General features: G+C 55.4%; 26 protein-coding genes and 6 pseudogenes. 4 read left to right on the forward strand and 28 right to left on the reverse strand.

What is annotated here, in order from left to right:
- Positions 1–18: 18 nt before the first annotated feature.
- The 13 genes and pseudogenes from WLO32_RS15445 to WLO32_RS15505 all read right to left on the reverse strand — a co-directional run bounded on the left by WLO32_RS15445 (position 19) and on the right by WLO32_RS15505 (position 8177).
- Positions 19–327: a phage baseplate plug family protein gene (locus WLO32_RS15445; RefSeq protein ID WP_435945882.1), complete on the reverse strand. Its 309-nt coding sequence runs from the start codon at positions 325–327 to the stop codon at positions 19–21.
- 15 nt (positions 328–342) lie between these two features.
- Positions 343–897 carry a phage baseplate protein gene (locus WLO32_RS15450; RefSeq protein ID WP_435945883.1) on the reverse strand — a complete coding sequence of 185 codons (555 nt, stop codon included), beginning with the start codon at positions 895–897 and terminating at the stop codon, positions 343–345.
- Positions 897–2438 (reverse strand): hypothetical protein, encoded by a 1542-nt coding sequence (locus WLO32_RS15455; RefSeq protein WP_435945884.1) that lies wholly within the window; start codon positions 2436–2438, stop codon positions 897–899. The genes WLO32_RS15450 and WLO32_RS15455 overlap by 1 nt, the downstream gene beginning before the upstream one ends.
- The gene (locus tag WLO32_RS15460; protein ID WP_435948315.1) at positions 2428–2502 is read right to left on the reverse strand and encodes a DUF6889 family protein; all 75 of its coding nucleotides are present in this window, start codon (positions 2500–2502) and stop codon (positions 2428–2430) included. Before WLO32_RS15460 ends, WLO32_RS15455 begins: the two co-directional genes overlap by 11 nt.
- 113 nt (positions 2503–2615) lie before the next feature.
- Positions 2616–3023: a phage tail assembly chaperone gene (locus WLO32_RS15465; protein ID WP_435945885.1), complete on the reverse strand. Its 408-nt coding sequence runs from the start codon at positions 3021–3023 to the stop codon at positions 2616–2618.
- A 3-nt stretch (positions 3024–3026) separates the two neighbouring features.
- A pseudogene (locus WLO32_RS15470) lies at positions 3027–3468 on the reverse strand (phage structural protein).
- Between the two features lie 10 nt (positions 3469–3478).
- Positions 3479–4960, reverse strand: coding sequence for a DUF3383 domain-containing protein (locus tag WLO32_RS15475; RefSeq protein ID WP_435945887.1), 1482 nt, complete (start codon positions 4958–4960; stop codon positions 3479–3481).
- A gap of 3 nt (positions 4961–4963) precedes the next feature.
- Positions 4964–5503, reverse strand: coding sequence for a phage neck terminator protein (locus tag WLO32_RS15480; RefSeq protein WP_435945888.1), 540 nt, complete (start codon positions 5501–5503; stop codon positions 4964–4966).
- Positions 5500–5973 (reverse strand): lysis protein, encoded by a 474-nt coding sequence (locus WLO32_RS15485; protein ID WP_435945890.1) that lies wholly within the window; start codon positions 5971–5973, stop codon positions 5500–5502. Before WLO32_RS15485 ends, WLO32_RS15480 begins: the two co-directional genes overlap by 4 nt.
- Positions 5970–6455: a lysozyme gene (locus WLO32_RS15490; RefSeq protein ID WP_435948316.1), complete on the reverse strand. Its 486-nt coding sequence runs from the start codon at positions 6453–6455 to the stop codon at positions 5970–5972. Before WLO32_RS15490 ends, WLO32_RS15485 begins: the two co-directional genes overlap by 4 nt.
- A gap of 5 nt (positions 6456–6460) precedes the next feature.
- The gene (locus WLO32_RS15495) at positions 6461–6760 is read right to left on the reverse strand and encodes a hypothetical protein (protein WP_435945891.1); all 300 of its coding nucleotides are present in this window, start codon (positions 6758–6760) and stop codon (positions 6461–6463) included.
- 62 nt (positions 6761–6822) lie between these two features.
- Positions 6823–7158, reverse strand: coding sequence for an antitermination protein N (locus WLO32_RS15500; protein WP_435945892.1), 336 nt, complete (start codon positions 7156–7158; stop codon positions 6823–6825).
- A 269-nt stretch (positions 7159–7427) separates the two neighbouring features.
- Complete coding sequence (locus WLO32_RS15505) at positions 7428–8177, reverse strand: LexA family transcriptional regulator (protein WP_435945894.1); 750 nt, start codon at positions 8175–8177, stop codon at positions 7428–7430.
- 258 nt (positions 8178–8435) lie between these two features.
- Here WLO32_RS15505 and WLO32_RS15510 point away from each other — a divergent pair, with 258 nt between their 5' ends.
- A complete protein-coding gene (locus tag WLO32_RS15510; RefSeq protein ID WP_435945896.1) occupies positions 8436–8696 on the forward strand; it encodes a YfhL family 4Fe-4S dicluster ferredoxin in 261 nt (86 codons plus the stop codon).
- On the opposite strand, the gene acpS is transcribed toward WLO32_RS15510, so the two are convergent.
- From acpS to rseD, 12 genes and pseudogenes are all read right to left on the reverse strand, one after another.
- Positions 8693–9073 (reverse strand): holo-ACP synthase, encoded by a 381-nt coding sequence (gene acpS, locus WLO32_RS15515; protein ID WP_435945898.1) that lies wholly within the window; start codon positions 9071–9073, stop codon positions 8693–8695. The genes WLO32_RS15510 and acpS overlap by 4 nt on opposite strands.
- On the reverse strand, positions 9073–9804 hold the full coding sequence (pdxJ, locus tag WLO32_RS15520; protein WP_435945899.1) for a pyridoxine 5'-phosphate synthase: 732 nt from the start codon (positions 9802–9804) through the stop codon (positions 9073–9075). Before pdxJ ends, acpS begins: the two co-directional genes overlap by 1 nt.
- Positions 9805–9877: 73 nt before the next feature.
- Positions 9878–10615, reverse strand: a complete 738-nt coding sequence (gene recO / locus WLO32_RS15525; RefSeq protein WP_435945901.1) for a DNA repair protein RecO — start codon at positions 10613–10615, stop codon at positions 9878–9880.
- A 3-nt stretch (positions 10616–10618) separates the two neighbouring features.
- A complete protein-coding gene (gene era / locus WLO32_RS15530) occupies positions 10619–11521 on the reverse strand; it encodes a GTPase Era (RefSeq protein ID WP_121265862.1) in 903 nt (300 codons plus the stop codon).
- Entirely contained in the window at positions 11518–12198 is a 681-nt protein-coding gene (rnc, locus tag WLO32_RS15535) for a ribonuclease III (protein WP_271122223.1), read from the reverse strand. Before rnc ends, era begins: the two co-directional genes overlap by 4 nt.
- 172 nt (positions 12199–12370) lie before the next feature.
- The gene (gene lepB / locus WLO32_RS15540; RefSeq protein WP_435945903.1) at positions 12371–13345 is read right to left on the reverse strand and encodes a signal peptidase I; all 975 of its coding nucleotides are present in this window, start codon (positions 13343–13345) and stop codon (positions 12371–12373) included.
- Between the two features lie 14 nt (positions 13346–13359).
- Entirely contained in the window at positions 13360–15159 is a 1800-nt protein-coding gene (lepA, locus tag WLO32_RS15545) for a translation elongation factor 4 (RefSeq protein ID WP_121265857.1), read from the reverse strand.
- Between the two features lie 206 nt (positions 15160–15365).
- Complete coding sequence (rseC, locus tag WLO32_RS15550; protein WP_435945905.1) at positions 15366–15845, reverse strand: SoxR-reducing system protein RseC; 480 nt, start codon at positions 15843–15845, stop codon at positions 15366–15368.
- On the reverse strand, positions 15842–16798 hold the full coding sequence (gene rseB / locus WLO32_RS15555) for a sigma-E factor regulatory protein RseB (RefSeq protein ID WP_435945906.1): 957 nt from the start codon (positions 16796–16798) through the stop codon (positions 15842–15844). The genes rseC and rseB overlap by 4 nt, the downstream gene beginning before the upstream one ends.
- A complete protein-coding gene (gene rseA / locus WLO32_RS15560) occupies positions 16798–17448 on the reverse strand; it encodes an anti-sigma-E factor RseA (protein WP_435945907.1) in 651 nt (216 codons plus the stop codon). The genes rseB and rseA overlap by 1 nt, the downstream gene beginning before the upstream one ends.
- 31 nt (positions 17449–17479) lie before the next feature.
- A pseudogene (gene rpoE, locus WLO32_RS15565) lies at positions 17480–18056 on the reverse strand (RNA polymerase sigma factor RpoE).
- Positions 18053–18106: pseudogene (rseD, locus tag WLO32_RS15570) on the reverse strand (rpoE leader peptide RseD); the annotation flags it as partial. The pseudogenes rpoE and rseD, both read right to left, overlap by 4 nt.
- 374 nt (positions 18107–18480) lie before the next feature.
- On the opposite strand from rseD, the pseudogene nadB reads away from it, so the two are divergent.
- Positions 18481–20098, forward strand: a pseudogene (gene nadB, locus WLO32_RS15575) (L-aspartate oxidase).
- Here the strand turns inward: nadB and trmN are convergent.
- A complete protein-coding gene (trmN, locus tag WLO32_RS15580) occupies positions 20083–20820 on the reverse strand; it encodes a tRNA(1)(Val) (adenine(37)-N(6))-methyltransferase TrmN (RefSeq protein WP_435945908.1) in 738 nt (245 codons plus the stop codon). The pseudogene nadB and the gene trmN overlap by 16 nt on opposite strands.
- 133 nt (positions 20821–20953) lie before the next feature.
- Here trmN and srmB point away from each other — a divergent pair.
- Positions 20954–22277 (forward strand): annotated as a pseudogene (gene srmB / locus WLO32_RS15585) (ATP-dependent RNA helicase SrmB).
- Positions 22278–22423: 146 nt separating this feature from the next.
- Here the strand turns inward: srmB and grcA are convergent.
- Positions 22424–22807 carry an autonomous glycyl radical cofactor GrcA gene (gene grcA, locus WLO32_RS15590; protein ID WP_435945909.1) on the reverse strand — a complete coding sequence of 128 codons (384 nt, stop codon included), beginning with the start codon at positions 22805–22807 and terminating at the stop codon, positions 22424–22426.
- Between the two features lie 321 nt (positions 22808–23128).
- On the opposite strand from grcA, the pseudogene ung reads away from it, so the two are divergent.
- Positions 23129–23813 (forward strand): annotated as a pseudogene (gene ung, locus WLO32_RS15595) (uracil-DNA glycosylase).
- Positions 23814–23866: 53 nt separating this feature from the next.
- Here ung and WLO32_RS15600 read toward each other — a convergent pair.
- Positions 23867–24928, reverse strand: a complete 1062-nt coding sequence (locus tag WLO32_RS15600) for a tRNA/rRNA methyltransferase (RefSeq protein WP_435945910.1) — start codon at positions 24926–24928, stop codon at positions 23867–23869.
- Between the last annotated feature and the right edge of the window lie 111 nt (positions 24929–25039).

Consider the following 25039-nt stretch of genomic DNA (forward strand, 5'->3'; position numbering starts at 1 on the left):
AACTTTCCCAACGGCGAATTAGTCTGGCGTGACGAAATAAAGATGGCTGCGGAAGCCCAGGTTTACTTTTGTGGGATATTCTTCAGCGACATCATCCGATACCACCCGTAAGCTTGCGCCAAAGCCCAGATGTTTAAACGGCGCCAGAAGATCGACGCCCGTCACAAGCGGGATGCCGCTGACAATGGACGTTTCGTCGGCTTCCAGAATATCCAGAACCCACCCCGCTTCATCGCGATACAACAAACGCAGCCTGAGCTGTCGGTCAGCAAGCTGAATGGCGAAGATCTGGTTATCCGCACTAAGGGGAATTTCTGCTACAGGCATAATCACTCCTGAAAGTTAGAGGTTAGACATGCTCCATGTTCCGATCGGGGTGGTGGTCTTAGTGCCGCCGTTCTGAACGCGGGAAGTGCTCACGCCCCTGGACATATTGGCTTTGTCGGCGGATGTCAGGACCTGCGTAGCGGAAAGCAGCACCTCAATTAAAGTCAGGGTACATACCAAAACGTTTTCGGTATTTTTCTCCGTAGTGACCTGAAGCTGTTTGAGTAGCATATTGTGGTAGGTGCGCTTTCCGGTAATGACGTCGAAAGGTTCACAGTCTCCCTGCAGCGCCAGTATGTGTTGGTACACCTGGGCGGGACTTAGACCGAGCCCAACGCCGAAGGCGGTCGTATTGAAAGAATCCACCAGTGAACCCCCGCCGCCAAAACCGCATTTAAGAACCAGTTCGCCCGGCATTTTCCACGCGTGATCGCTGATATTCGCTCCTATTTCCACAGGGTGTAAGGCGATATTAAGCGAGTCGGTATGTACTTCACTGATGGTCACCTCCGGCACCAGAAAAGCGAAACCACGCGTTGGGCGCTGGAAAAGCGCTGAAACCGTATCCATTAGCTTACCCCCGGCATAGCCATTTGCGCATAGCGCGAATACACGCTTGTCTGACGTCTTTCGACTTCGTTGCCCACCTCGATGGGATCGCGGGCACCGTTAATCACAATGTCAGTTTTATTATTGAAAGTGGGTGAAGCGACGCTGGCCGATGCGGTCTGCGTAACCTCGCTATTCCAGGCATAGCGCTGATTATCCACGCTGTAGTCAGTGCCTATTAACCGTAAAGCAGCGTCTGGCTGCGACAGGTTTTCCAGCGCAGCCGGGCTTAGCACCCCCTGCTCACCGCGGCGGGTATGTTTCTTTTCACCGCCCGTCAACCAGTCACTGGCTGCGGACCATGCCTGGTCAATTTTTCCTCCGGCATAATCCGCACCGTTTTGCATCAGCATGCCGGCCGGAGAATTTTTTAAACCTGTACCGATTAAATCTTTCCCGATGTTTACGACTTCGGACCAGTTTCCCTCCTTTAGCGCCGCAATCAGCTTGCCCACTTTTTGCAGCACTTCACCAAGCTGGTTAAACCCTTCAAGCAAACCGGTGAAAATAGAAGAAATGGACCAGGTGCTGAAATCGATCCCCAACAGCTTAAAAAATTCCTGCGCGAGTTTTTTAATAGTGCCTGCCAGGCTACCTATCGCGTCTGAAGCAAAGGTGAGCACGGGCTCCCATTTTCCCCAGTCGATAAAACTCTCACCGCCCGCTTTCCACTTCATAAAGTCGTCATAAAGCAGGCCGATGGCGGCTACCAGCCCGAGAATAATGCCTACAGGAGAGGCGAGAAAGGCGCTATTTAGCAGATACCAGGCGGCAATCAGCGCGGTCACTATGCCGATAACGTTTTGTGTTCCATCATCGAGCTGCTGCCACCAGCCGATAATGGCCGTAATCCAACCGATAGTTCCGTTGATCACATTCGCAAATACGGCGCCAAACTGGGTAATACCGCCGATAATCTGGTCGAAGGTTTGTTCAATCGTTGGAAAATTGGTGAGGATAGTGTTCGTCACGGATTCGAGCGGTAAGGTAAGACCCGCGGCGAGCCCGGCGCCAGCTTTGTCGCGCAGTAGGTCTACCACGGTAGTTATTTTGCGAAACGAGGTCATAAACTGGCTGGACTGCTGCGCTGCCGTATCATCATCGAAATTTAAGGCCAGATTCATAGACTGGTATTCATTAGCAAATTCAGCCTGCCGGCTTTGATCGCCTCCCGCCTGCTGCGCGGCGTATTTCTGCGCCCTGTACTCCGTCACGCTTGAGCCACTGCTTTGCGCAGAGCGGTAATCATTTTCCAGCTTCGTCGCCACCGTCGTGGTGAAGGAGAGGAGCTTAGCCGCGATGTTCAAAGGCCCCTCCATAACGCCCGGCAGGCTATCAATAACCTTCAGCACGGAGTCTGAAAGCATCTCTTGCCTGCTCGCTACGCTGGTTGTCAGCTTCTCAAACAGCTGTTCGAAGTGCTCGCCTGCGGCTGAATTAGCCCGTAGCGGCTGCAAAATAAAATCCCAGGGATCCGCCACAAGCTGCGTGCTATCGCTCATTTTCTTCTCTCCAGCGTGCGATGCGGGCCTTGTTATCGGCCTGCATCTCCAGGTAATCGTTCATCAGCGAGATGTCATAAAGATCCACCGCGCCGCTTTTCAGATCCTGCCAGTTCAGCCCGAAAACCTCCGCCGGGCGGAGGATGTAATCTTCTCCGCCCGGCAGGGTATCAAGCTTCAGGCTGCTGCCTGGTCCTGGGGCTGCGAGCCGGGGAGTTCTTGCAAAAAATTTCCCAGCGAATCGGCCACCACCCGGGCTACAAGCTGCAGCAAGGTCATCAAATCGATGTCGTCAAAGGCAAGCACCTGCTGGTTCATTACCGGCACCCAGGATTTCATATGGCTACGGCTAACGACCTGCAGGCAGGGGTAAAGAATGGCATTGCAGTCTTCTTCGCTGAGATCTGACAGCGTACGGGCGATTTTCGGCAAAACGGTTTCGAGGGCGTTGCCGCCCTCCTGCAATTTGCGAAAATCACCCACGATGCCAGCCAGCACCGGCAGCAGCTTGCGAGCAACTTTTAGCTGGTCGAATACGTTTAGCTTGCCGATGCGGTAATCCGCATCTTTGAAGGTGATTTCCATGGCTTAAAACTCCCCCAGCACCTGATCGATTTTGCCGCAGTCAAATACCCAGGCTACGCTGCCGCCTTCTTTACCGTTTTTGTTATCCGGCAGCTTCTGGAACGCCACCGCGTTCGCGGTAATGGCGTCGCCAGAGGCGGTATTGCGAATAACGATGGCGTTACGCCCCCAGGTCGCTGAAGAGAGCGTCTGGGCGTTATAGGCCTGGGCGAGCTTTTTATTTGCCGGTGAGGTTTTCATCAGCGTGACGGTAATGGTGCCGCTTTTATCCGAGCTCATGCTCTGCATCACTTCACCGTCAATGCCGATAGTCATGGTGTTTTTTGCATTGGATAAAGAAACCGTAATGCCCTCGTCAGCGTTCGCAGAACCTGCGCCCAAATCGATAATGCCGGTTGGGGCCTGCGAAGGACGCCGTTACATCCATAAAAGAATAGGTACCCATTTAACTCTCCTTAACGAACCACATTAATTTCAACGTCGGCAAAATGCACAGCACCCGCCAGTTTGCATGCCACCTGAATAACCGGGGCCTTACGAGCTTCGCGATCGGACTGGGCCTGGCTTGCGACAGCCGGCGCGTAAACGTAGTAGCCTTTGGTCAGGGTGTCCCCCGCCGTCAGCTGACCTATTTCACCGCCGTTCCATACGCCAGGCGCAACCAGACCGTTGGTAACCGCCTGGTTCATCGACTGCTCAACGTTGCTTAACAGGCGGGTGACGCCAGCGTCGGTCTGCGGGATTTTGGTCGTGCTGGTGAACAGCAGGTTGTAGAGATTGGTCTGAACGTAGTTTTGCAGCCAGTCGAGGCCGTGGCGCTCGTCAATAAAATCGCCGTTGCACATCACCCCTTCCTGAATAATGGCGGTATCGTTGTTGTAATTAACGAACGCGTTGCCGTTTTTTGCCGCAAGCGCGTTGGCCTGGCTTTGCGTCAGGCGCTCCGCCGCGATGCCGGGTTCCTGCTTAAACTTCAGGGTAATGGTGGTGTTATTACCGTTAAAATTAACGGTAAAGGCCCGGCCGAACAGGGATGCCGCCGCAAATGGCGTGGCGCTGGAATACTGGCCGAAGGTGCGGGAATATTTTGCCGCTTTCAGCCTGCTGAGGATGTCGGTAGTGACATCGGCATCCAGCGCGCCAGCGCTCTGCGTGGTATGGCCATAGATTCGCGATACGCTATCAGACTCCACTATCGCCGCCACGGACAGTACGTCTTCGTCACTCAGCGCCCCGTCGGCGATGACAAGTCCATACCAGTCGGTTGAATGTCCGGACAGCGCGGAAATGCATTCGCTAATGCTTTCGCTTGTCTGGCCTTCTACCGGCTGGGCGCCTGCGGCCTCGCTCAGGCCCAGCAAGGCAGAGAGATCTGTACCTTCCGGGCCGGCATCTGCATAGCCCACGGCGGAACCAGCGCCGGTGGTAATTGAACGAACGCTGAAGCGGCCGCTCGTGGCATCCCATTCAACGGTGCTGCCGGCCAGGGCATCCTGAATACGTCCCGCAACGCCGTTAAGATTGGTTTCGCCGCTGAGATCGATTTCCGTAATCGTGCTCTCTTTGCCGTCCAGCACGATGCTCATCGCGCCGTCCGTCACCGCCGTAAAGTTACTCATCGCCTGCTGATTAGCGGTAAGAATGGCTCCGCGTAACCGTGCGGCGGCTTCGGTTTTTACCCAGCGGCCGATATACAAATCTACCGGCTGTGGAGACTGCTGATAGTACAGGCTTGCCGCTTTGTACTCCGGCGTATCAAGGCCAAAATCCGCTGCGACTCCGCTGATGCCGGAATAAGCGCGCATCCGCTCCTGGGCATCGATAACGTCGCTTGCCCCCACGATCAGCAAGGCGCCGTAGTTGCGGGACTGTGCCGCGCGCGCGGCCATGCTCACCGTCACATTGACGATGTTAGAGACAGGTAAACCCTGTGACATAGTTTATTCTCCGAAGATATTTACTGAAGTAGAAACGAGGGACTGGATACCGTATTCACGCACCACCTGGCGGCGCAGCGTTACGGCGAGGTTATAGCGGCGTTGCCACTGGTTATTGATAAGTTCGGGAGCCGGAACCAGCGCTCCGCAGGTTACAAAAGTGGACCCGATGCGGTTAAGCTCGGCGTTATTTTGCGCAACGTACAGACCGTCGCGAAATAACGCCGCAACGGCCTGGGCGCCGGGACCGTAAAAACTGCAGTTCACCGCAATCGCTTCGGTTTGCCGCAGCGCGTCTTTATGACTATCTACCGGTATAAAGGCCGGCGACTCGGCGAGCTGTACGCAGGTATCAAACTCGCACCACGTTAAGCCGGCGGCGGGCGTTGCGGGCGGCTGTTCGGTCCAGCGGGGCAGCACCATTTCGGCGGGCAGTCCTGAAACGCCCGCAATCCAGCGGCTTAGCTGAGACTCAAGCTGTTCGTCATAGGACGGCGGCGGGCTAACCGGCACGAGATAGCCCGGCCGGGTAGAATCATTCATTTATATTCTCCTGTAGTGATAGGTTTCAGGCACTGCTGCCGGACATAGTCCTGCAGCCCCGCCAGCTGTTTCAGGACGAGTGCGGTTCGGCTTCTGAGACGGAAATAATCCCGTTCAGCGGCGTCTGTAAGTCGGGGGCGGGCTGCATCATCCACGCGGGCGGCGGAGGCGGCGGACAAAGGTTCGCAGGCGGCGGCAAGGCGCAGCCGCTTATGCCCGTCAGCCACATCACGCTGCAGATTTTCGATAGTAAGTTGGGCATCGCTGAGCTCCCTGGTATAGCGGGTATCAAGCGCGGCGATCTCACGCTGGCGCGCGCGCATGTCGTCAATCACGGTTTGCCGCAGGGCAAGCTGCTTTTCGGCCAGCGCTAAGCTTTGTTTCTGCTGCTGGTAGCGCTGGTAAAAATGAGAAAAGCCTAATGCGCCGCTTAGCAGTAAACAGCACAGGACGGCAGTAAGCGTCTTCATGCCCGCCTCCGGTGCCAACGACAAACCTCATATTCCACCTCCCGCCGGTTCATCAGGCCCTGCCATTTCCTGCCGCCGGCCCGGATCCACTGCTTCAGCGCTTCACAAGCTTTCCCCTCCTCGCCGGTATTGAGATAACGCAGCACGGAAGATTTCTGAAAAGCGGTGATGCCCACGTTGTAGCTGAAGCTTATCAATGCGGCTTTCTGGTACTCATCGGTCGGGACGGTGACGGCACGCTCAACCGCGCGGGAAAAGGGAAGCAGATCCTTATTGAGCAACTTCTCGCATTCGGCCTCGCTGTAGCGTTTGCCGGGAATAATATCCTTGCCGGTATGGCCGTAGCAGACGGTCAGAACCCCGGCCACATCGTAATAGGCCGTGTAGCGCACGCCTTCAAGTTCAGGAACCATCACGCCCGCAAGCGTAAGCGCGCTGGCCCCGGATAAGCTCAGCAATGTTTTTCTTAAACCAGGAGACATAGTCATTAATCACCTGCCCGTCTTATGGCCTCGCTGACTGCCCGTGCCGTGGCCAGCCGCTCGTTACCGTTTTTGTTTTGCAAACCCGCCAGATAGTCCTGCAGCAGTTGCGTTCTTTTTTCGTCCTCCTTTTGTTTGCGATGCGCGTCCAGACGTCCATTGATATACGACGCGACCGAAATACCGACGCCTGCCAGGCCGAATATCATGTAGACCATATCCTGTGTCGTGATACCCAAACCGGCAGCCAGCGTCGCAAGCCACGCAAAAGCCTGCGTGACCACATTACCTGGCTGGTCATTCATGGGGGTTATCTCGCTGCTGTTTGAATCGACGTATCAGTAACGAAGGAGGTTTCAGAAAACCGTTAAATAAGGGGGCGGGATTTACCGTGGCGTTTCTCTTTTCCGCAGGCGTCCGCCTGCCCGGATAAGGTTTGCGGAGACGACCGGTAAATTCTGCGGGCTATGCTGTCCTGCTGCCGGCGAATGTTTTGATAGTGCTCGGCGTTTTGAATAATTTGCAGGCCGTACTCGTTAACCACTTCCAGCGCTTTCGCTATACGATCTTCCGGTTTGCGGTTTAAAACGAGCGGCGGGTGATTCACTGGTCTGGCGCTAATGCCGACTAAAAGCGGATTAGCTGCTTTCCAGGCCTGCTGCTTCGCCTCGCGGCGCTGACGGCGACGAGCCTGTGCGTTCATACATCCTCCTGTCAATCAACTTTGGCGATATCCTTCAGATATCCCAAAGCTTATTGCTTCGGTGTATTGACCCTTTTTCAGGGCGGGCTGTTAATGAGCGTTCACTTTCCTGTGAGTGCTGCGTCCTGCTGATGAATTGATATTGAACCAATAGTACGGATCAGTCAAGAACCAAAAGTACGATTTAAGGATAAAAAACGCTACTTATATTTACTTATTGATAATTAAGGGAAAATAATTCTTATTGCCCCGCAGACGGGGCAATCGGCTCAGGCGTGGCGCTTGATGGAATGGCTATACATCACGCGGCCAATGATTTTGAGGTGCTGCTCGTTGTCTTCGCAAATCTTCCAGTCAGCATATTTAGGGTTATCTGAACGTACCAGCAGGCTGTCGTGCGTCATTTGCAGGCGCTTAACCAGAAGCTGTCCCTTGTAGAGGAAAACGTAGATGCCGTCGCCGTGGAAGTAGTCCCTGGCTATATCAACAAAGATATAGTCGCCCAGTTCAATGGTGCCGGACATGCTGTCGCCGGTGACGGTAATCACCTTAATGCTTGAGGCGGGCCGGTGGCCGAACAGCTCCAGCGCTTCCTGGCTGTCATAAACAATATGGTTGATGGTTTCGGTGACATCGCTTGAGATCAGGCTGCCGGGCCCTGCGCTCGCTTCAATATCCAGCACGTCAATACGAAACCCCGGCTCCGGCTGCGGCAGATAAAACACCGCGGCGTCACTAAGAGGGGCGGCAGGCTGGCTTTCCCGGCTCTCTTCGGAGAAGACGCCTTCGTTGCCGTGCTGCAGCCATAAAACATCGGCGCCTAAAAAGGCGGCAAGCTCATACATCTTATCCTGCCGTGGGATGGACTCGGCATTCAGCCACTTGCTGACCGCTTTCGAAGATACGCCTAACGCGCGGGCGATGGCCATTCCCCTACCGAATTCATCCAGATTCGCCTGCGCGCAGGCCTGCGCCAGCCGGCGGGAGAAGGCTTCACGTAATTGTTCTCTCTGCACCATAAGTACGATCTTCGCTCGTTAACAAGACATTTGGTTCAATGATAACACGTACTGAAAGTACACAAACCAATAAACGCGGTTAAATACGCATCGTTATTGGGGATGTTTTCCTTTTGTGATACAGTGCGCGCCGGCAAATTCCAGTGCTCAGACTTCCATTATATACTGTATAAAAACACATGCGCCAACCGGCGTTAACGGCTTTGACGTATTTTGTGGGAAGGCGACTGGCAGGTTGAGAGACAGCAAGGTTTTGAAATGGCGTTATTAATTACCAAAAAATGCATCAATTGCGACATGTGCGAACCGGAGTGCCCAAACCAGGCAATCTCTATGGGCGAGAGTATTTATGAGATAGACAGCGACAGGTGCACCCAGTGCGTGGGCCATTACGAAACCCCGACCTGCCAGCAAGTCTGCCCGATCGTGAATACCATTATTATCGATCCGGCGCATCGCGAAAGCGAAGAGCAGCTGTGGGACAAGTTTGTTCAGCTGCATCACGCCGACAAAATTTAACTTTCGATAATCACCGTAGCGCAGGCGTAATGGCGTTCATCAGCAAGCGTAACGTGAACCGAGCGTACGCCCATCCGTTCAGCAAGCCGCTCCGCCTCTTCCCAGAACCGCAGCTGCGGTTTGCCTAAGGCATCGTTAAACACTTCAAACTGATTAAACGCAAGGCCGTTGCGGATGCCCGTGCCAAAAGCTTTGGCCGCCGCCTCCTTGACCGCAAATCGTTTGGCAAGAAAACGCACCGGCTGCTGGTGCGCTTCATACTGCTTCCATTCGTTGTTGCTCAGCACGCGTTTTGCCAGCCTGTCTCCCGAACGGGAGATAACGCTCTCAATGCGCGCTATCTCCACGATATCCGTGCCGAGGCCAAGTATCGCCATTAGCGACGCGCTTCGCACATCAGGCGTTTCATTTCGGATACCGCTTCCTTCAGGCCGCTCATCACCGCCCGTCCGATAATGGCATGGCCGATGTTCAGCTCGTGCATTTCAGGCAGACGGGCGATGGCCTGCACGTTGTGGTAGGTCAGGCCGTGTCCGGCATTTACCTTCAGGCCCTTACCTGCCGCATAAGCCGCGGCTTCGGCGATGCGCGCCAGCTCTTTTGCCTGCGTCGCCTCGTCTTCAGCATCGGCATAGCAGCCGGTATGAATTTCGATATAGGGCGCGCCGACGGCTACGGCCGCGTCGATCTGGGCGTGGTCGGCGTCAATAAACAGCGACACCAGGATCCCCGCGTCAGCGAGGCGTTTGCAGGCATCGCGCATTTTGTCGAGCTGGCCGGCAACGTCCAGGCCGCCTTCGGTGGTCACTTCCTGACGTTTTTCCGGCACCAGGCAGCAAAAATGTGGTTTGGTATCACAGGCGATGGCAATCATCTCTTCGGTAACGGCCATTTCAAGATTCATGCGGGTGTCGAGGGTCTGGCGTAGCACGCGCACGTCGCGATCGGTGATATGGCGACGGTCTTCGCGCAGGTGGACGGTAATACCATCGGCGCCAGCCTGTTCGGCAATGAAAGCCGCCTGTACCGGATCCGGGTAGGCCGTGCCGCGAGCGTTGCGCAGGGTCGCGATGTGATCGATGTTTACGCCTAACAGTAATTCAGCCATGACTATCCTCGGGAATCAGAATGTTTATCGGGCAGTGTACACCGGGGACGGAAAGCGTGGCTACGATCGGGCGCTATTGCGTATCAGGAGAAGATTTGAGTGGTGGTTTTTTCGGCACAAACTGGCGGAACAGCTCGCGGCTTTTAAGCGGTTTACCGCCGAGATAAGGCTTAAGCGCCATACGGGTGAAGCGCTTTGCCGCGCGTAGGGTGGCGGCGTCCGGAAACTCGCGGCAGGCCAGGGCCTTAAGCTCGTGGCCGGTAAAACTGTTGTTATCAATCACCAGGCTTGCGATAAACCCTTTTTCTTCCCGATAACGGTAGGTCATGGTATCCGCAACCTCGTCCCCGCTCCCGGCGCAGTGAAGAAAGTCCACGCCATAGCCAAGATGCCCCAGCAGGGCCAGCTCGAAACGGCGCAGCGCGGGCTCCGGCGAACCGTTGGTGCCCGCTAAAGCCTGAATGCAGTGGAGGTAATCAAAAAAGAGTTCGGAGAAACGGGTTTCCTGCTCAAGCACTCGGGAGACAAGCTCGTTGACGTACAGGCCGCTGTAAAGAGAGATGCCGTTAAGAGGAAGAGCAAGGGAAACGGCTTCGGCGCTGCGCAGCGTTTTGACTTCGCCGCGTCCGCCCCAGCGTACCAGCAGGGGGGTAAAAGGCTGCAGGGCGCCTTTGAGGTTAGAGCGGCGAGAACGTGCGCCTTTGGCAATAACACGTACTCGCCCTGACTCTTCGGAAAACAGGTCAAGCAGCAGGCTGGTTTCGCTCCAGGGGCGACTATGCAGGACGAAAGCCCGTTGCCAGCCTTCCATCAATTAGTCGTCTGTATAGCCGAGGCTACGCAGCGCGCGCTCGTCGTCTGCCCAGCCGGATTTCACCTTCACCCAAAGCTCCAGGTGGATTTTGGCTTCGAACATCTCTTCCATGTCCTTGCGCGCTTCGATGCCGATGGTTTTGATCTTGGCGCCTTTGTTGCCAATCACCATCTTCTTCTGGCCTTCGCGCTCAACCAGAATCAGACCGTTGATATCGTAGCCGCCGCGCGCATTGGTTACGAACTGCTCGATTTCTACCGTAACGGAGTACGGCAGCTCAGCGCCCAGAAAACGCATCAGCTTTTCACGGATGATTTCAGAGGCCATAAAGCGCTGGGAGCGATCGGTGATGTAATCTTCTGGGAAGTGATGAATCGCTTCCGGCAGACGCTTACGCACGATGCCGGCGATGGTATCCACGTTCATCCCAGTCTCAGCGGAGATCGGCACGATATCGAGGAAATTCATCTGGCTGCCGAGGAACTGTAAATGCGGCAGCAGGATGCTTTTATCCTGGACGTTATCCACTTTGTTGACCGCAAGGATGACCGGCGCTTTGCTGTCGCGCAGCTTGTTAAGCACCATTTCGTCGTCGGCGGTCCACTTGGTGCCTTCAACCACGAAGATAACCAGCTCAACGTCGCCGATGGAGCTGCTCGCAGCTTTGTTCATCAGGCGGTTGATGGCGCGCTTCTCTTCCATATGCAGCCCCGGGGTATCGACATAAATAGCCTGATAGGCCCCTTCGGTATGGATACCCATGATGCGGTGACGCGTGGTTTGCGCCTTACGCGAGGTAATGGAAATTTTTTGCCCAAGCAACTGGTTTAGCAGCGTGGATTTGCCGACGTTCGGACGGCCAACGATGGCCACGAACCCGCAAAATGTTTGTTCTTCGCTCATTCCAGCTCCAGCTTTTTAAGCGCCTGCTCGGCGGCAGCCTGTTCCGCTTTACGGCGGCTTGAACCCGTACCTACGACCGGCTCGGGCAGGCCACTCACCTGACAGTGAATGGTAAATTCCTGATCGTGCGCTTCGCCGCGAACCTGCACCACCAGATAGGATGGCAGCGGCAGGTGGCGACCCTGCAGATACTCCTGCAGACGCGTTTTCGGATCTTTTTGCTTATCGCCCGGACTGATTTCATCCAGACGGGTTTGATACCATGCGAGGATCAAACGCTCAACGTTCTGAATATCGCTGTCCAGGAAAACGCCGCCAATTAAGGCTTCTACGGTATCGGCAAGAATGGATTCCCGACGGAAACCGCCGCTTTTCAGCTCGCCCGGCCCCAGACGCAGGCATTCGCCCAGATCAAATTCACGAGCAATTTCCGCAAGCGTATTGCCGCGAACCAGCGTGGCGCGCATGCGGCTCATATCGCCTTCGTCAACGCGCGGGAAACGATGGTAGAGCGCGTTGGCGATAACATAGCTCAGAATGGAGTCACCCAGAAATTCCAGACGCTCGTTGTGCTTGCTGCTGGCGCTGCGGTGGGTTAAAGCCTGTTGCAACAGATCCTGATGTACAAAAGTGTAGCCCAGCTTTCGCTGCAGCCTGGTGATTACGATGGGGTTCATGCGATACCAATCAATGAATGCGTCAATTATTCAGCACACGGAACAGACCTGAAAAAGGGAAACCAACGCTGTTTCGTGTGCCGTGGCTCCTCACTGAGGAGCCAACCTTAATACGGGGGGATATTCTATAGATAACGACGTGGAATGTCGTTATCTGAATAGATTTAATTGATCAATGAATTCCGCCAATACGGCTTAAGCGAACGCCGGTTGGCCACTGGCCTTCCTGCTTCTCAAAGCTCATCCAGATGGCCGTTGCTTTGCCCACCAGATTTTGCTCGGGAACGAAGCCCCAGTAGCGGCTGTCGGCGCTGTTGTCGCGGTTGTCGCCCATCATGAAATAATGGCCCGGCGGAACAATCCAGGTCGCCAGCTGCTGGCCCGGCTGCTGATAGTACATACCCAGCTGGTCCTGTGCGATCGGCACGGTAAGAATGCGGTGGGTTACCTCGCCCAGCGATTCTTTGCGTTGCGCCAGACGAATGCCGCCCTCTTTACTTTCATTTTGCGGAACCTGGAAGAATCCAGACGTCGCTTCGCTGCCGTTAGTACGCGCGAAGGTCTGTACAAAATCACTTGGTTCCACATTGGCGTAAGTAACGGGCAGCGCATTGTCGCATGCCTGGCCGGAGCTGCAGTTTGGCTGAATCGTTACCTCTTTCGCCACCGGATCGTAGCTTACCCGATCGCCCGGCAGGCCAACGGCGCGCTTGATATAATCAAGACGCGGATCTTCGGGATATTTAAACACCACGATATCGCCGCGTTTCGGGTGCCCGGTTTCAATCAGGGTTTTCTGGTAAATAGGATCTTTAATGCCGTAGGCGAATTTCTCTACCAGAATAAAATCACCAATCAACAGCGTTGGCATCATCGAACCTGAGGGGATCTGGAAAGGTTCGTAAATAAACGAACGCACGATCAATACGATCGCCAGCACCGGGAACACGGAGGCGCCCGTTTCCAGCCAGCCAGGTTTAGGCCCCACTTTTTTCAGCGTTTTCGCATCGATGCTTTCACCTGCCGCAGCCTGCGCTGCCGCCTGCTTCTCACGACGCTTCGGCGCAAAGATAAATTTATCGATACACCACAAGATGCCCGTCACCAGCGTGGCTATCACGAGGATCAAAGCGAACATATTCGCCATGCCAACTCCTTAGATTATTTGCCGTCTTTGCCGACGTGCAGAATGGCGAGGAACGCTTCCTGAGGCAGCTCGACGTTACCGACCTGCTTCATGCGTTTCTTACCTTCTTTCTGCTTTTGCAGCAGCTTTTTCTTACGGCTTACGTCACCGCCGTAACATTTCGCCAGTACGTTTTTACGCAGCTGTTTTACGGTTGAGCGGGCGATAATATGCGCGCCGATCGCCGCCTGAATCGCAATATCGAACTGCTGGCGCGGGATCAGCTCCTGCATTTTTTCCACCAGCTGACGACCACGGAACTGCGAGTTGCCGCGGTGCGTAATCAACGCCAGGGCGTCAACGCGTTCGCCGTTAATCAGCACGTCCACGCGCACCATGTCGGATGCCTGGAAGCGTTTGAAGTTGTAGTCCAGCGAAGCGTAGCCGCGGGAGGTGGACTTCAGGCGGTCGAAGAAGTCGAGGACCACTTCGGCCATTGGAATTTCATAGGTCAGCGCCACCTGGTTGCCGTGGTAAACCATGTTGGTCTGCACGCCGCGCTTCTCAATGCACAGGGTGATTACGCTGCCCAGATATTCCTGCGGCATCAGCATATGGCACTCGGCAATCGGCTCGCGCAGCTCGGCGATATTATTCAGCGCCGGCAGCTTGGACGGGCTATCGACGTAGATTGTCTCGCCATTTGTGGTTTCAACTTCATAAACTACCGTTGGCGCGGTGGTGATCAGATCCAGATCGTACTCACGCTCCAGACGCTCCTGGATGATCTCCATGTGCAGCAGGCCGAGGAAGCCGCAGCGGAAGCCGAAGCCCAGCGCGGTGGAGCTTTCCGGCTCGTAGAACAAGGAGGCGTCGTTCAGGCTCAGTTTGCCCAGCGCATCGCGGAAGTTTTCATAATCGTCGGAGCTGACCGGGAAGAGGCCCGCGTACACCTGAGGCTTCACTTTTTTAAAGCCCGGCAGCGCTTTTTCCGCCGGATTACGGGACAGGGTCAGGGTATCGCCAACCGGCGCGCCCAGGATGTCCTTGATTGCGCAGACCAGCCAGCCTACTTCGCCGCAGCCCAGCATATCGCGATCGACGCGTTTTGGCGTAAAGATGCCGAGACGGTCGGCGTTATACACCTGGCCGGTGCTCATCACTTTGATTTTATCGCCTTTTCTCATGGTGCCGTTTTTAATACGCACCAGGGAGACGACGCCAAGATAGTTATCGAACCAGGAGTCGATGATCAGCGCCTGCAGCGGCGCATCCGGATCGCCTTCCGGACCTGGAATATCGCGTACCAGACGCTCAAGCACGTCCACCACGCCAAGGCCGGTTTTGGCCGAACAGCGCACGGCGTCCGTCGCATCAATGCCGACGATATCTTCAATTTCCTGCGCCGCACGCTCAGGATCGGCCGCCGGCAGGTCAATTTTGTTCAGCACGGGAACAACTTCGAGATCCATTTCCATGGCGGTATAGCAGTTCGCCAGGGTTTGGGCTTCTACGCCCTGCCCGGCATCGACCACCAGCAGCGCGCCTTCGCAGGCCGCCAGAGAACGGGACACTTCATACGAGAAGTCGACGTGGCCCGGGGTGTCGATGAAATTCAGATGATAGGTTTCACCATCGCTTGCTTTGTAATCCAGCGTAACGCTTTGCGCTTTAATGGTGATACCGCGTTCACGTTCCAGATCCATGGAATCCAGTACCTGGGCTTCCATTTCGCGATCGGACAGGCCGCCGCAAATCTGGATGATACGGTCAGACAGCGTCGATTTACCGTGGTCGATGTGGGCAATAATAGAAAAGTTACGTATGTTCTTCATATTTGGAGTTTTTATGCCTTACAAATGGCCTGAGAGCTCGGCGCTTCGCGCTGTACGGAGCATGATGTCAATGGCTGTTTTCTGCCTGAAACGCCGCATTCTACACTACAACCAGAAAGCGAGGAAACTGCTCATCCTGCAAGCTTAACCGGGGAGATAAAAGTGGCCGGGCGGAAGGGCTGGGTTGAAGAGTGGCCGGGTAAATTTTACCGGCCATCGACGGATGCGGCCGTCTCGACGCGCAGGGCTTCCGGCGGCAGCGCAACGCTAAGGATAACGGGCTGCCAGTCTGCACGATGGCTCAGCCTAGATGAAAAGCCTCGCGCCAGCAGAAAACCGCCTACGCCGCCTAGCACCGCGCCGCAGAAAGCGGCAAGATCGGAGCCGAACAGGCCCTGAAAAAGAGCGGCGATAAGGAACAAGCCCACCAGCGGAGACATATAGACCAGCAGCGCAGAACCCAGCAGGCTGCCTTCGGCGATGCCCAGCTCGACTTTTTGCCCCGCTACCAGCGGCTGTTGGCTTGCGACCGTCAGCAAATGGTGGTTCTGCGGCCCAAGCTTGTTGAGCAATCTGCTGCCGCAGCCCGCACGGGAAGCGCAGCTGCTGCATGATGCCTTCACGTCGCAGCGCAGCAGCGCTTCGCCATTTTCCCACGAGACGACGGTCGCCCATTCTTTAATCATGGAGCCGTCCTGAACTTAATACTGTCGGCGATACGCTTCGCCGTCTGCGGCGGTAATTCGCCCACAATAGTGATTTCCGTTTTATCGCGAATTTCAGAGCTGACGGTGCGGCGTCCGGTGCGCAGCATTTGATCGCCGCTGACATTGCCGGCGCGGCTGATATTCACCGAGAAGCTAAACAGGCCGTCCGAATATAGGCGCGATTCGATAGGCACATCAACGGTAGGCAAAGGCCGACGGCTGCTGGATACTTCGCTGAAGCCTTGCGGCAGCCAGGTCGGCGCCCAGGAGAAATTCGATTTTTCCGTGCCCGGAACGGAAAGCAAAGGCGGCAGGCTCGCTTTGGCGAGGTTCTGCATCATTCCGCTGACCTGGTCGTTCACCGAAAACGAAATCACTCGGAACTGCTCAAGCGTTTCGCCATCGCGGTCAAGTAGATCGACGCGAAGCGGCAGCTTGGTTTCGGTATCCATCCAGACGATGTAGCTGTAGCGCGTACCGTCGCGGGCAACGACGCGGATAACTTCACACAGCCTGTCGGCGATACGCGTACGGCCGACGGAGATAAAGTCATAGTAAGGCGTCAGGCGTTTGAAATCGGTATAGACGATAGACGGCAGGGAGTCGACGATGTAATCCCCGTTCAGGGTGAACGGTTCCAGTCCCGGCTCAAAGTAGCTGATTTCGCTACCGCGCTGGACAACTTCCCGACGCGGGCCATCCATCTGGAGTAATTGTGCGAGCGGCCGGTTATCGAGACGTGCATGACGATAGCGTAAGGACTCTATCCCCTGCTTGTTAATGCTGATAAACGCCAACTCATAATTGAGTGACTGACTCGCCTGGTTCATCTGCTGCAACAACGCCCCGGACGAAACGGTGTCCGCCGAGGCGTTGGAGGTGAACAACAGGCTGCCTGTCACCAGTGACAGAGCACACCAAAGCTGCTTCATTACTGCGATTGAGTTCCTAAAGTTTGGTTTCCTGGCACCTGCACAGCGGCCTGCTGGGTTTGTGCCTGTTCAAACTGGAGTTGCTCGGCGTGTAAACGACGCTGCAATTCATAATCCTGCAGCATAGCGTTGATACGACGACGCTGTTCCTGTACCTGCTGCTGCTGACCCGTGCTGGCGGTATTGTCAGACGGTATGCCTAAGCTTACCGGGCTGGCTTTGCCCATCATTGGCAGCGTGTTAAAGACCGGGGTTTCCGGCTGCGCAGCGTTGTCTGACTGGCCGTTATAGTGCTGCACCCCAACGATAACCGCAAGCGATACGCAGGCGGCAACGCCCATCTGGGTAAGCTGGCTGGCCCATGGACGAACCTTCTGCCAGAACGGCATTTTCTGCCACTGTTGCGGCTGTGGCTGTTGCTCCGGTATGAGTGGCGTGACCTGACGCGCAGGTTCATTTTCAATCGCAGCCATGACGCTGGCTGAAATATCAAAATGAAGAATCTCACTGGTATCTCCGCGCATGGTGTCACGGATCAGGTGGTAGCTCTCCCAGCTCTGCTGCAAATTTTTGTCTTTCGACAGCGTGTTCAGCAGCTCGCTATCCAGAGTTTCCCCATCCATTAAAGCGGAAAGCTGTTCTTTCTGCATGCCTAAATACCCTTCCAGTAACCCGCTATCGTCAACGCCTGATAAGCGGTTGAACTTTATTATCAATAGCTTCCCGCGCACGGAAAATACGCGATCGCACTGTACCGACCGGGCAGTCCATGATGACGGCTATCTCTTCATAGCTCAAACCATCCAACTCCCTTAACGTAATCGCCATGCGTAAATCTTCGGGGAGCGACTCAATAGTACGGAAAACTATTTGTCTCAGTTCTTCAGACAACATTAAGTTCTCAGGGTTCGAAATTTCTTTCAGCGCGCTGCCACTTTCGAAGTTTTCAGCATCTATTGCGTCCACATCGCTCGACGGTGGACGCCTGCCCTGAGCAACCAGATAATTTTTCGCGGTGTTAACCGCAATGCGGTATAACCACGTGTAAAACGCGCTATCGCCACGGAAAGAATCCAGCGCGCGATAGGCCCTTAATAAATGATTCCTGTACCACATCCGGGACATCCCCGGACGGGACGTAACGGGAAACCAGACTCGCCACCTTATGCTGATAACGAATTACCAGTAAATTGAAGGACTTCTGATCTCCTTTTTGGACCCGTTCGACAAGGACCTGATCCGTTAACTGCTCGCTCATCCGAGGTAATGTCTCCCCAAACCTAATTTCCACGCGTAATCGAAAAACCACCCGAACTCTGTATTATGAGCAAGCTCAGGGTTGGAGTGCCCGACTTGAGCAAAGTTCCGTTACGCCTTTGTTTTTCTGTTCTGTTTCGCGAATTATCTTTTGTTGATTATAAGTTCGGCTACGCAAAACGGTTACGCTCCATTTTATGAAAAAACAGCCTACAGAGCACTACGCAGAGTATCGCACGAAAGGTGATTTTTCATCAGTAAATCTGTTACTAACGCGCATTGCCGCACAAATTAACATCCTTGCCCTTAACGGGATACCGGAAGCCGCCGTTGTTTAGTTCATACAACACGCATAGAAAAAAAGCGTGTTGCAGCCCACAGCGAGTGCTATGCTGGCCCCACCCTTGTTTAGTAAATTAAACGCAATGAACACACATTCCGAACTTGCCTGTGATGTACTGATCGTCGGTAGCGGAGCTGCCGGTCTCTCCCTTGCCCTGCGGCTTGCCCAAAGCTGCAAAGTGATTGTTCTGAGTAAAGGCCCGATTAACGAAGGCTCGACTTTCTATGCTCAGGGCGGCATTGCGGCGGTATTCGATGAAACGGACAGCATCGACTCGCATGTGGAAGATACGCTTATTGCAGGCGCAGGCATTTGCGACCGCGAAGCGGTGGAGTTTGTCGCCAGCAATGCGCGTCATTGCGTGCAGTGGCTTATTGATCAGGGAGTGCTGTTCGATACGGAGATTCAGGCTAACGGCTCCGAGGGCTATCACCTGACCCGCGAAGGCGGCCACAGCCACCGTCGCATCCTTCACGCCGCCGATGCCACCGGCAAAGAAGTGGAAACCACCCTCGTCGGCAAAGCGCTAAGCCATCCCAATATTCGCGTGATTGAGCGCAGCAACGCGGTCGACCTTATTGTTTCTGACAAGATTGGCCCTGCCGGGCACTCGCCGCGTCGTGGGCGCGTGGGTCTGGAACCGTAACCGTGAAAAAGTGGAGACCTGCCGCGCGAAAGCCGTTGTGCTGGCGACCGGCGGCGCTTCCAAAGTTTATCAGTACACGACCAACCCTGATATTTCCTCCGGCGATGGCATTGCCATGGCCTGGCGCGCGGGCTGCCGGGTAGCAAACCTGGAGTTTAACCAGTTCCACCCGACGGCCCTCTTCCATCCGCAGGCGCGTAACTTCCTGCTGACCGAAGCGCTGCGCGGCGAAGGCGCCTGGCTCAAACGTCCTGACGGGACGCGCTTTATGCCCGATTTTGACGAGCGCGGCGAACTTGCGCCGCGCGATATCGTCGCCCGCGCCATCGACCATGAAATGAAGCGTCTCGGCGCGGACTGCATGTATCTTGATATCAGCCACAAGCCGGAAGAATTCGTTCGCCATCATTTCCCAACCATCTATGAAAAACTGCTGGGGCTGGGAATCGATTTGACCAAAGAGCCGGTGCCTGTCGTCCCCGCGGCGCACTACACCTGCGGCGGCGTGATGATTGACGAAAACGGCCGCACCGACGTCGACGGGCTGTACGCCATCGGCGAGGTAACCTATACCGGCCTGCACGGCGCGAACCGTATGGCGTCGAACTCCCTGCTTGAATGCCTGGTGTATGGCTGGTCCGCCGCGGAAGATATTATCAAGCGCATACCCTTTATCCGCGAAACGAAATCCCTGCCGGAATGGGATGACAGCCGCGTCGATAATCCGGACGAGCAGGTTGTCATCCAGCATAACTGGCATGAGCTGCGGCTGTTTATGTGGGATTACGTGGGCATTGTGCGAACGACGCGCCGCCTGGAGCGCGCGTTGCGTCGCATCACCATGCTGCAGCAAGAAATAGATGAGTACTACGCCAACTTCCGCGTGTCTAACAATCTGCTTGAGCTAAGAAACCTTGTGCAGGTGGCGGAGCTTATCGTGCGCTGCGCGATGATGCGTAAGGAAAGCCGGGGGCTGCACTATACGCTCGACTATCCTGACCTGATGGAAAATGCCGGGCCGAGCATCCTTTCCCCGCTTTACATAAACAAATAGAAATCCTGGGTCAGACCGCAGTAGCCTTCAGACCAGCTCTGGTCTGGCCCGCGAATAAACAGCCTTTCGGTAAAATACTCACCGTCCGTTGGCGACAGCGCCAGCATAACGCGATGGGGTAAACGGGTTTCATTATCCGCCACGTCCGCACGATAGCGTACAAACCATCCCTGCGCCTTAGCCATATCCGTAAAGGCCGTCCCCGCCGTTTCAGGCATGATCACGCAGAAAAAACCATCCTCGGTGATCAGCTGCGCGGCGCAGCCCAGCAAAGCGCCGTGATCAAGCGTAGTAGTGTAGCGAGCCTGGGCGCGCTCGGGAGAAGCGCAGGCGCTTCCCTGCTCGAAGAAAGGCGGATTGCTGACGATCAGGGAATAGCGCTGCGTCGCCTGCTGCGCCCATTCGCGAATATCCGCGCAATGCACGTTGATACGGGATGACCAGCGGCAGCCGCTGGCGTTTTCCGCAGCCTGCTCAGCCGCAACGGGATCGAGCTCCACGGCATCAATAGCGACGTCGTCAGGCGTGCGCTGCGCCAGCATCAGCGCCAGCAGGCCGCTGCCCGTGCCGATATCCAGCACGCTTTTTACATTGGCAACCGGAGCCCATGCGCCGAGTAAAGTACCATCGGTGCCCACTTTCATAGCACAACGATCGTGGGCGACAAAAAACTGTTTAAACGTGAATCCGTCACGACGCAAATGCGCTTTCTGCATGGACATCTTATTAACCCTGTAAAGAAACCGCAGTAGCATAAGTGAAACTCCCTGCCAGGAAAAGCATCACTTAGGTACACTAACAGATGAAGATCGCAGCCATAACGTCTATAATCGGCGCCCCACATAGAGGTAGACCATGACTGTAAGCACTTTTTCCGAACTCGAACTAGACGAAAGCCTTTTGGACGCGCTCCAGGATAAGGGCTTTACTCGCCCGACAGCCATACAGGCTGCCGCCATTCCTCCTGCGCTTGAGGGGCGTGACGTCCTTGGTTCCGCACCAACGGGTACCGGTAAAACGGCGGCCTATCTGCTGCCAGTGTTACAGCATTTGATCGACTTCCCACGCAAAAAATCCGGCCCGCCGCGCATTTTGATCGTTACGCCAACCCGTGAGCTGGCGATGCAGGTGGCGGATCACGCTCGTGAACTGGCGAAACACACGCACCTTGATATCGCCACGATCACCGGCGGCGTGGCGTATATGAACCACGCTGAGGTCTTCAGCGAGAACCAGGATATTGTGGTTGCCACTACCGGTCGTCTGCTGCAGTACATCAAAGAAGAGAACTTTGACTGCCGCGCGGTAGAAACGCTGATTCTGGATGAAGCCGATCGCATGCTGGATCTGGGTTTTGCGCAGGATATTGAAACCATCGCCGCCGAAACACGCTGGCGTAAACAGACCATGCTTTTCTCCGCCACCCTTGAAGGCGAGGCGATTAAGAACTTTGCCGAGCGGCTGCTGGAAGATCCCGTAGAGGTTTCCGCTACGCCTTCCACCCGCGAGCGTAAGAAAATCCACCAGTGGTACTACCGCGCCGATGACATCGAGCACAAAACCAAACTTCTGGTGAAGCTGCTCCAGCAGCCTGACGCGACCCGCTCCATCGTTTTCGTGCGCAAACGCGAGCGTGTGCATGAGCTGGTTGCCTGGCTGCGCGAAGCGGGCATCAATACCTGCTATCTCGAAGGCGAAATGGTGCAGATGAAACGCACCGAGGCTATCAAACGCCTGACCGATGGCCGCGTGAACGTGCTTATCGCCACGGACGTCGCGGCGCGCGGAATCGATATTCCGGACGTAAGCCACGTGTTCAACTTTGATCTGCCGCGCACCGCCGACACCTACCTGCACCGTATCGGGCCGTACCGGACGCGCGGGCCTGAAAGGCACGGCGATTTCTCTGGTTGAGGCGCACGATCACCTGCTGTTAGGCAAAATTACCCGCTACATGAAAGAGCCGTTGAAATCACGCGTGATTGACGAGCTGCGCCCAACGACTCGCGCGCCAAGTGAAAAGCTCACCGGCAAACCATCGAAGAAGGTGCTGGCGAAGCGCGAAGAGAAGAAGAAAGACGAGAAAGAAAAACCGCGCGTGAAGGTGCGTCACCGCGATAAGAAGAATGTCGGCAAACGCCGTAAGCCGAGCGCGGCAAAATCTGGCGCTGCGGAATAATTAGTCAGCGCAACAAAAAACCGCCTCCTGAGAGGCGGTTTTTTTATATTTCGACCCTGAGATTTAGCGGCTTAAGCGCAAAAAACTTCTCAAAGTCGTAAAAAAGCCGGCTCGTTGCCGGGCCGGCTTGTGGACTCTTCAGCCTGTTACAGGCTTTCGGTGAAAGTACGGGCGATAACGTCGCGCTGCTGTTCCGGGGTCAGGGAGTTGAAACGCACCGCATAACCAGAAACGCGGATAGTCAGCTGCGGATACTTTTCCGGATGCTCAACGGCGTCCTGCAGCGTTTCACGACGCAGCACGTTCACGTTCAGGTGCTGGCCGCCTTCCACGCGCACCTCAGGTTTTACTTCCATTGGAATTTCGCGATATTCAAACTGACCCAGTTTGCTTACTGCAACCACTTCATCTTCTGCAAAACCTGCTTTTGCGCATACGCAGCGCGCTTCGCCTTTTTCGCTGTCGAGCAGCCAGAAAGAGTTCAGAAGCTCGTCGTTTGCTGCTTGAGTAATCTGGATACCAGTAATCATTTTATGTCTCCCTATGGGCTAATTTTTGCTGATTCTGTTGGGCCACATTCTGGCTCATTGGTAAAACCTTTGTTGCGCTGATGATCTGTATACCAGCCTCACCCGCGGCAAACTTTGATTTAAGTCAATAAAAACCATATGGCCAATGTGGATACAATATCATTTATTTGTTTTACATCAACTTAGGCCGGGCCGTTAAAATTAAAAATTTTGTAAATTTTCAACTTTTGTTGGGGTAAAGCGTCGCGCCGGTCAGGTTGGATTTTGCTAAGCAGAAAGAAGCAGTTAAGCTATCAGGATGATGATTCGCAGGAGAGCGACATGACGACCTCACTTACCTGGCACGACGTGCTGGGCCGCAGAAAAGCAGAAGCCTTACTTTATCGATACGCTTAGCACCGTCGCCGCCGAGCGCGCGGCAGGCGTAACCGTCTACCCGCCGCAAAAAGACGTGTTCAACGCCTTTCGTTTTACCGAGCTTGCCGATGTAAAAGTGGTGATTCTTGGACAAGACCCCTATCACGGCCCGGGCCAGGCCCACGGTCTGGCTTTCTCGGTGCTGCCCGGCGTAGCCGTTCCTCCGTCGCTCGTTAATATCTATAAAGAGCTGCAAAGTAACTTCGCGGATTTCGTGCGTCCTGACCATGGGTATCTGGAAAGCTGGGCGCGCCAGGGCGTTATGCTGCTCAATACGGTGCTAACCGTTGAGGCGGGCAAAGCGCACTCGCACGCGCGCCTGGGCTGGGAAACCTTCACTGATAAGGTCATTGAGCTGATTAACCAGCATTGTGAAGGGGTGGTGTTTCTTTTGTGGGGATCGCACTCGCAGAAAAAGGGCAGCATTATCGATCGCAAACGTCACTATGTTCTGCAGGCGCCGCATCCGTCGCCGCTGTCCGCCCATCGCGGCTTCCTGGGCTGCAGGCACTTCGCTAAAACGAATGAATATCTGATTGAGCGCGGCCTGACGCCGATAGACTGGACGCCGCGCCTTCCTCAGCAATAAGCATAAAAAAAGCCAGCTTGACGCTGGCTTTTGCTCTGAACTCCGGCGTGAAACTACGCCTTATTTTGACGCCACCACTCGGCAAGCAGCACGCCGGTTGCCACGGAAACGTTCAGGCTTTCAACGTTGCCGGTGCCGTCGATAGCGATGCTCATATCCGCATTATCGAAGGTGGCTTCAGTTACGCCTTCACGTTCCTGACCCAGCACCAGCACCATTTTCTTCGGCAATTCTGCTTTGAACAGCGGCGTTCCCTTATGGCTGGAAGTCGTCACAATGGCGTAACCCGCTTTCCGGAACTGTTCCAGACCCTCGGTAAAAGTCTCACCGCTGATGGCCTGCACGTGCTCGGCACCGCCTTCTGCGGTACGCACCGCGGCACCGGACTCCAGCAGCGAAGCGTCCTGCACCAGCAGGCCCTTCACGCCGAAATGCGCGCAGCTACGCATAATACCGCCGAGGTTATGCGGGTTGCCGACGTCTTCCAGCGCCAGCACGCAGTCGTCTTCACCTGCCGCAGACAGCCAGCGCTGTACGCTGATGCCGCTGCGTTTTTTGATCAGGAAGCAGACGCCGCCGTGGTGCTCGGTGCCTGAGGCTTTAGCCAGCTCCGCATCGTCTACGACGTGGTAGGCTTTACGGTTCGCGGCCATCCAGCGCAGCGCCTCTTTGAAGCGCGGCGTAACGCTCTGGATAAACCAGGCGCGTACGATACAGTCCGGACGGCTCTGGAACAGGGCCTGACAGGCGTTTTCACCGTAGACGCGGGTTTCTTCCGCACGCTGGCGGCGGATAACTTCCGGGTCGACAAAGCTCTTGCCGCTGATGCCGCCGTGATCCGGCGTCGTTGACTCTTCAACGCGTGGAGCACGGGAAACCGTACGCCACGGGGAATCACCGCGGTCTTCACGATCGTCGTGACGACTCCGCTCGCGCCCGGCGCCAGGTTTATCATCGCGACGTGGGCGACGTGCGCCCTCAGCGCGTGACGGAGCTGCCGCACGCCCACCACCTTTACCAGTACGCGGGTTTTGGCTGCGTTTTTCGCTGTCATCGTCACCGCGGACATACATCACTTTGACCTTGCCGCTTTTACCTTTTAAATCGTCGTTCATTCTTCTCTCCACCTGGCTGAGCGCGTGGCGCGCAGATTACCCGATGTGGCAGCGCTTAGCCATTAACTTTGGTCAAAAGCTAATAACTATCGTATCCATCGAATAAAACGC

This window comes from Dryocola mayonis (assembly GCF_051307045.1).
Classification (GTDB): domain Bacteria; phylum Pseudomonadota; class Gammaproteobacteria; order Enterobacterales; family Enterobacteriaceae; genus Dryocola.

What these genes read in the sequence shown, in the direction of transcription:
- rseB (WP_435945906.1), bottom strand. Translation starts at nt 16,798, where the DNA reads ATGAAGCAGCTTTGGTGTGCTCTGTCACTGGTGACAGGCAGCCTGTTG.
- grcA (WP_435945909.1), bottom strand. Translation starts at nt 22,807, where the DNA reads ATGATTACTGGTATCCAGATTACTCAAGCAGCAAACGACGAGCTTCTG.
- recO (WP_435945901.1), bottom strand. Translation starts at nt 10,615, where the DNA reads ATGGAAGGCTGGCAACGGGCTTTCGTCCTGCATAGTCGCCCCTGGAGC.
- acpS (WP_435945898.1), bottom strand. Translation starts at nt 9,073, where the DNA reads ATGGCGATACTTGGCCTCGGCACGGATATCGTGGAGATAGCGCGCATT.
- lepB (WP_435945903.1), bottom strand. Translation starts at nt 13,345, where the DNA reads ATGGCGAATATGTTCGCTTTGATCCTCGTGATAGCCACGCTGGTGACG.
- era (WP_121265862.1), bottom strand. Translation starts at nt 11,521, where the DNA reads ATGAGCGAAGAACAAACATTTTGCGGGTTCGTGGCCATCGTTGGCCGT.
- WLO32_RS15505 (WP_435945894.1), bottom strand. Translation starts at nt 8,177, where the DNA reads ATGGTGCAGAGAGAACAATTACGTGAAGCCTTCTCCCGCCGGCTGGCG.
- pdxJ (WP_435945899.1), bottom strand. Translation starts at nt 9,804, where the DNA reads ATGGCTGAATTACTGTTAGGCGTAAACATCGATCACATCGCGACCCTG.
- WLO32_RS15490 (WP_435948316.1), bottom strand. Translation starts at nt 6,455, where the DNA reads ATGTCTCCTGGTTTAAGAAAAACATTGCTGAGCTTATCCGGGGCCAGC.
- WLO32_RS15465 (WP_435945885.1), bottom strand. Translation starts at nt 3,023, where the DNA reads ATGGAAATCACCTTCAAAGATGCGGATTACCGCATCGGCAAGCTAAAC.
- WLO32_RS15485 (WP_435945890.1), bottom strand. Translation starts at nt 5,973, where the DNA reads ATGAAGACGCTTACTGCCGTCCTGTGCTGTTTACTGCTAAGCGGCGCA.
- WLO32_RS15450 (WP_435945883.1), bottom strand. Translation starts at nt 897, where the DNA reads ATGGATACGGTTTCAGCGCTTTTCCAGCGCCCAACGCGTGGTTTCGCT.
- WLO32_RS15510 (WP_435945896.1), top strand. Translation starts at nt 8,436, where the DNA reads ATGGCGTTATTAATTACCAAAAAATGCATCAATTGCGACATGTGCGAA.
- rseA (WP_435945907.1), bottom strand. Translation starts at nt 17,448, where the DNA reads ATGCAGAAAGAACAGCTTTCCGCTTTAATGGATGGGGAAACTCTGGAT.
- WLO32_RS15475 (WP_435945887.1), bottom strand. Translation starts at nt 4,960, where the DNA reads ATGTCACAGGGTTTACCTGTCTCTAACATCGTCAATGTGACGGTGAGC.
- rseC (WP_435945905.1), bottom strand. Translation starts at nt 15,845, where the DNA reads ATGATTAAAGAATGGGCGACCGTCGTCTCGTGGGAAAATGGCGAAGCG.
- WLO32_RS15495 (WP_435945891.1), bottom strand. Translation starts at nt 6,760, where the DNA reads ATGAATGACCAGCCAGGTAATGTGGTCACGCAGGCTTTTGCGTGGCTT.
- lepA (WP_121265857.1), bottom strand. Translation starts at nt 15,159, where the DNA reads ATGAAGAACATACGTAACTTTTCTATTATTGCCCACATCGACCACGGT.
- WLO32_RS15455 (WP_435945884.1), bottom strand. Translation starts at nt 2,438, where the DNA reads ATGAGCGATAGCACGCAGCTTGTGGCGGATCCCTGGGATTTTATTTTG.
- WLO32_RS15600 (WP_435945910.1), bottom strand. Translation starts at nt 24,928, where the DNA reads ATGAACGACGATTTAAAAGGTAAAAGCGGCAAGGTCAAAGTGATGTAT.
- WLO32_RS15445 (WP_435945882.1), bottom strand. Translation starts at nt 327, where the DNA reads ATGCCTGTAGCAGAAATTCCCCTTAGTGCGGATAACCAGATCTTCGCC.
- rnc (WP_271122223.1), bottom strand. Translation starts at nt 12,198, where the DNA reads ATGAACCCCATCGTAATCACCAGGCTGCAGCGAAAGCTGGGCTACACT.
- WLO32_RS15500 (WP_435945892.1), bottom strand. Translation starts at nt 7,158, where the DNA reads ATGAACGCACAGGCTCGTCGCCGTCAGCGCCGCGAGGCGAAGCAGCAG.
- trmN (WP_435945908.1), bottom strand. Translation starts at nt 20,820, where the DNA reads ATGTCCATGCAGAAAGCGCATTTGCGTCGTGACGGATTCACGTTTAAA.
- WLO32_RS15480 (WP_435945888.1), bottom strand. Translation starts at nt 5,503, where the DNA reads ATGAATGATTCTACCCGGCCGGGCTATCTCGTGCCGGTTAGCCCGCCG.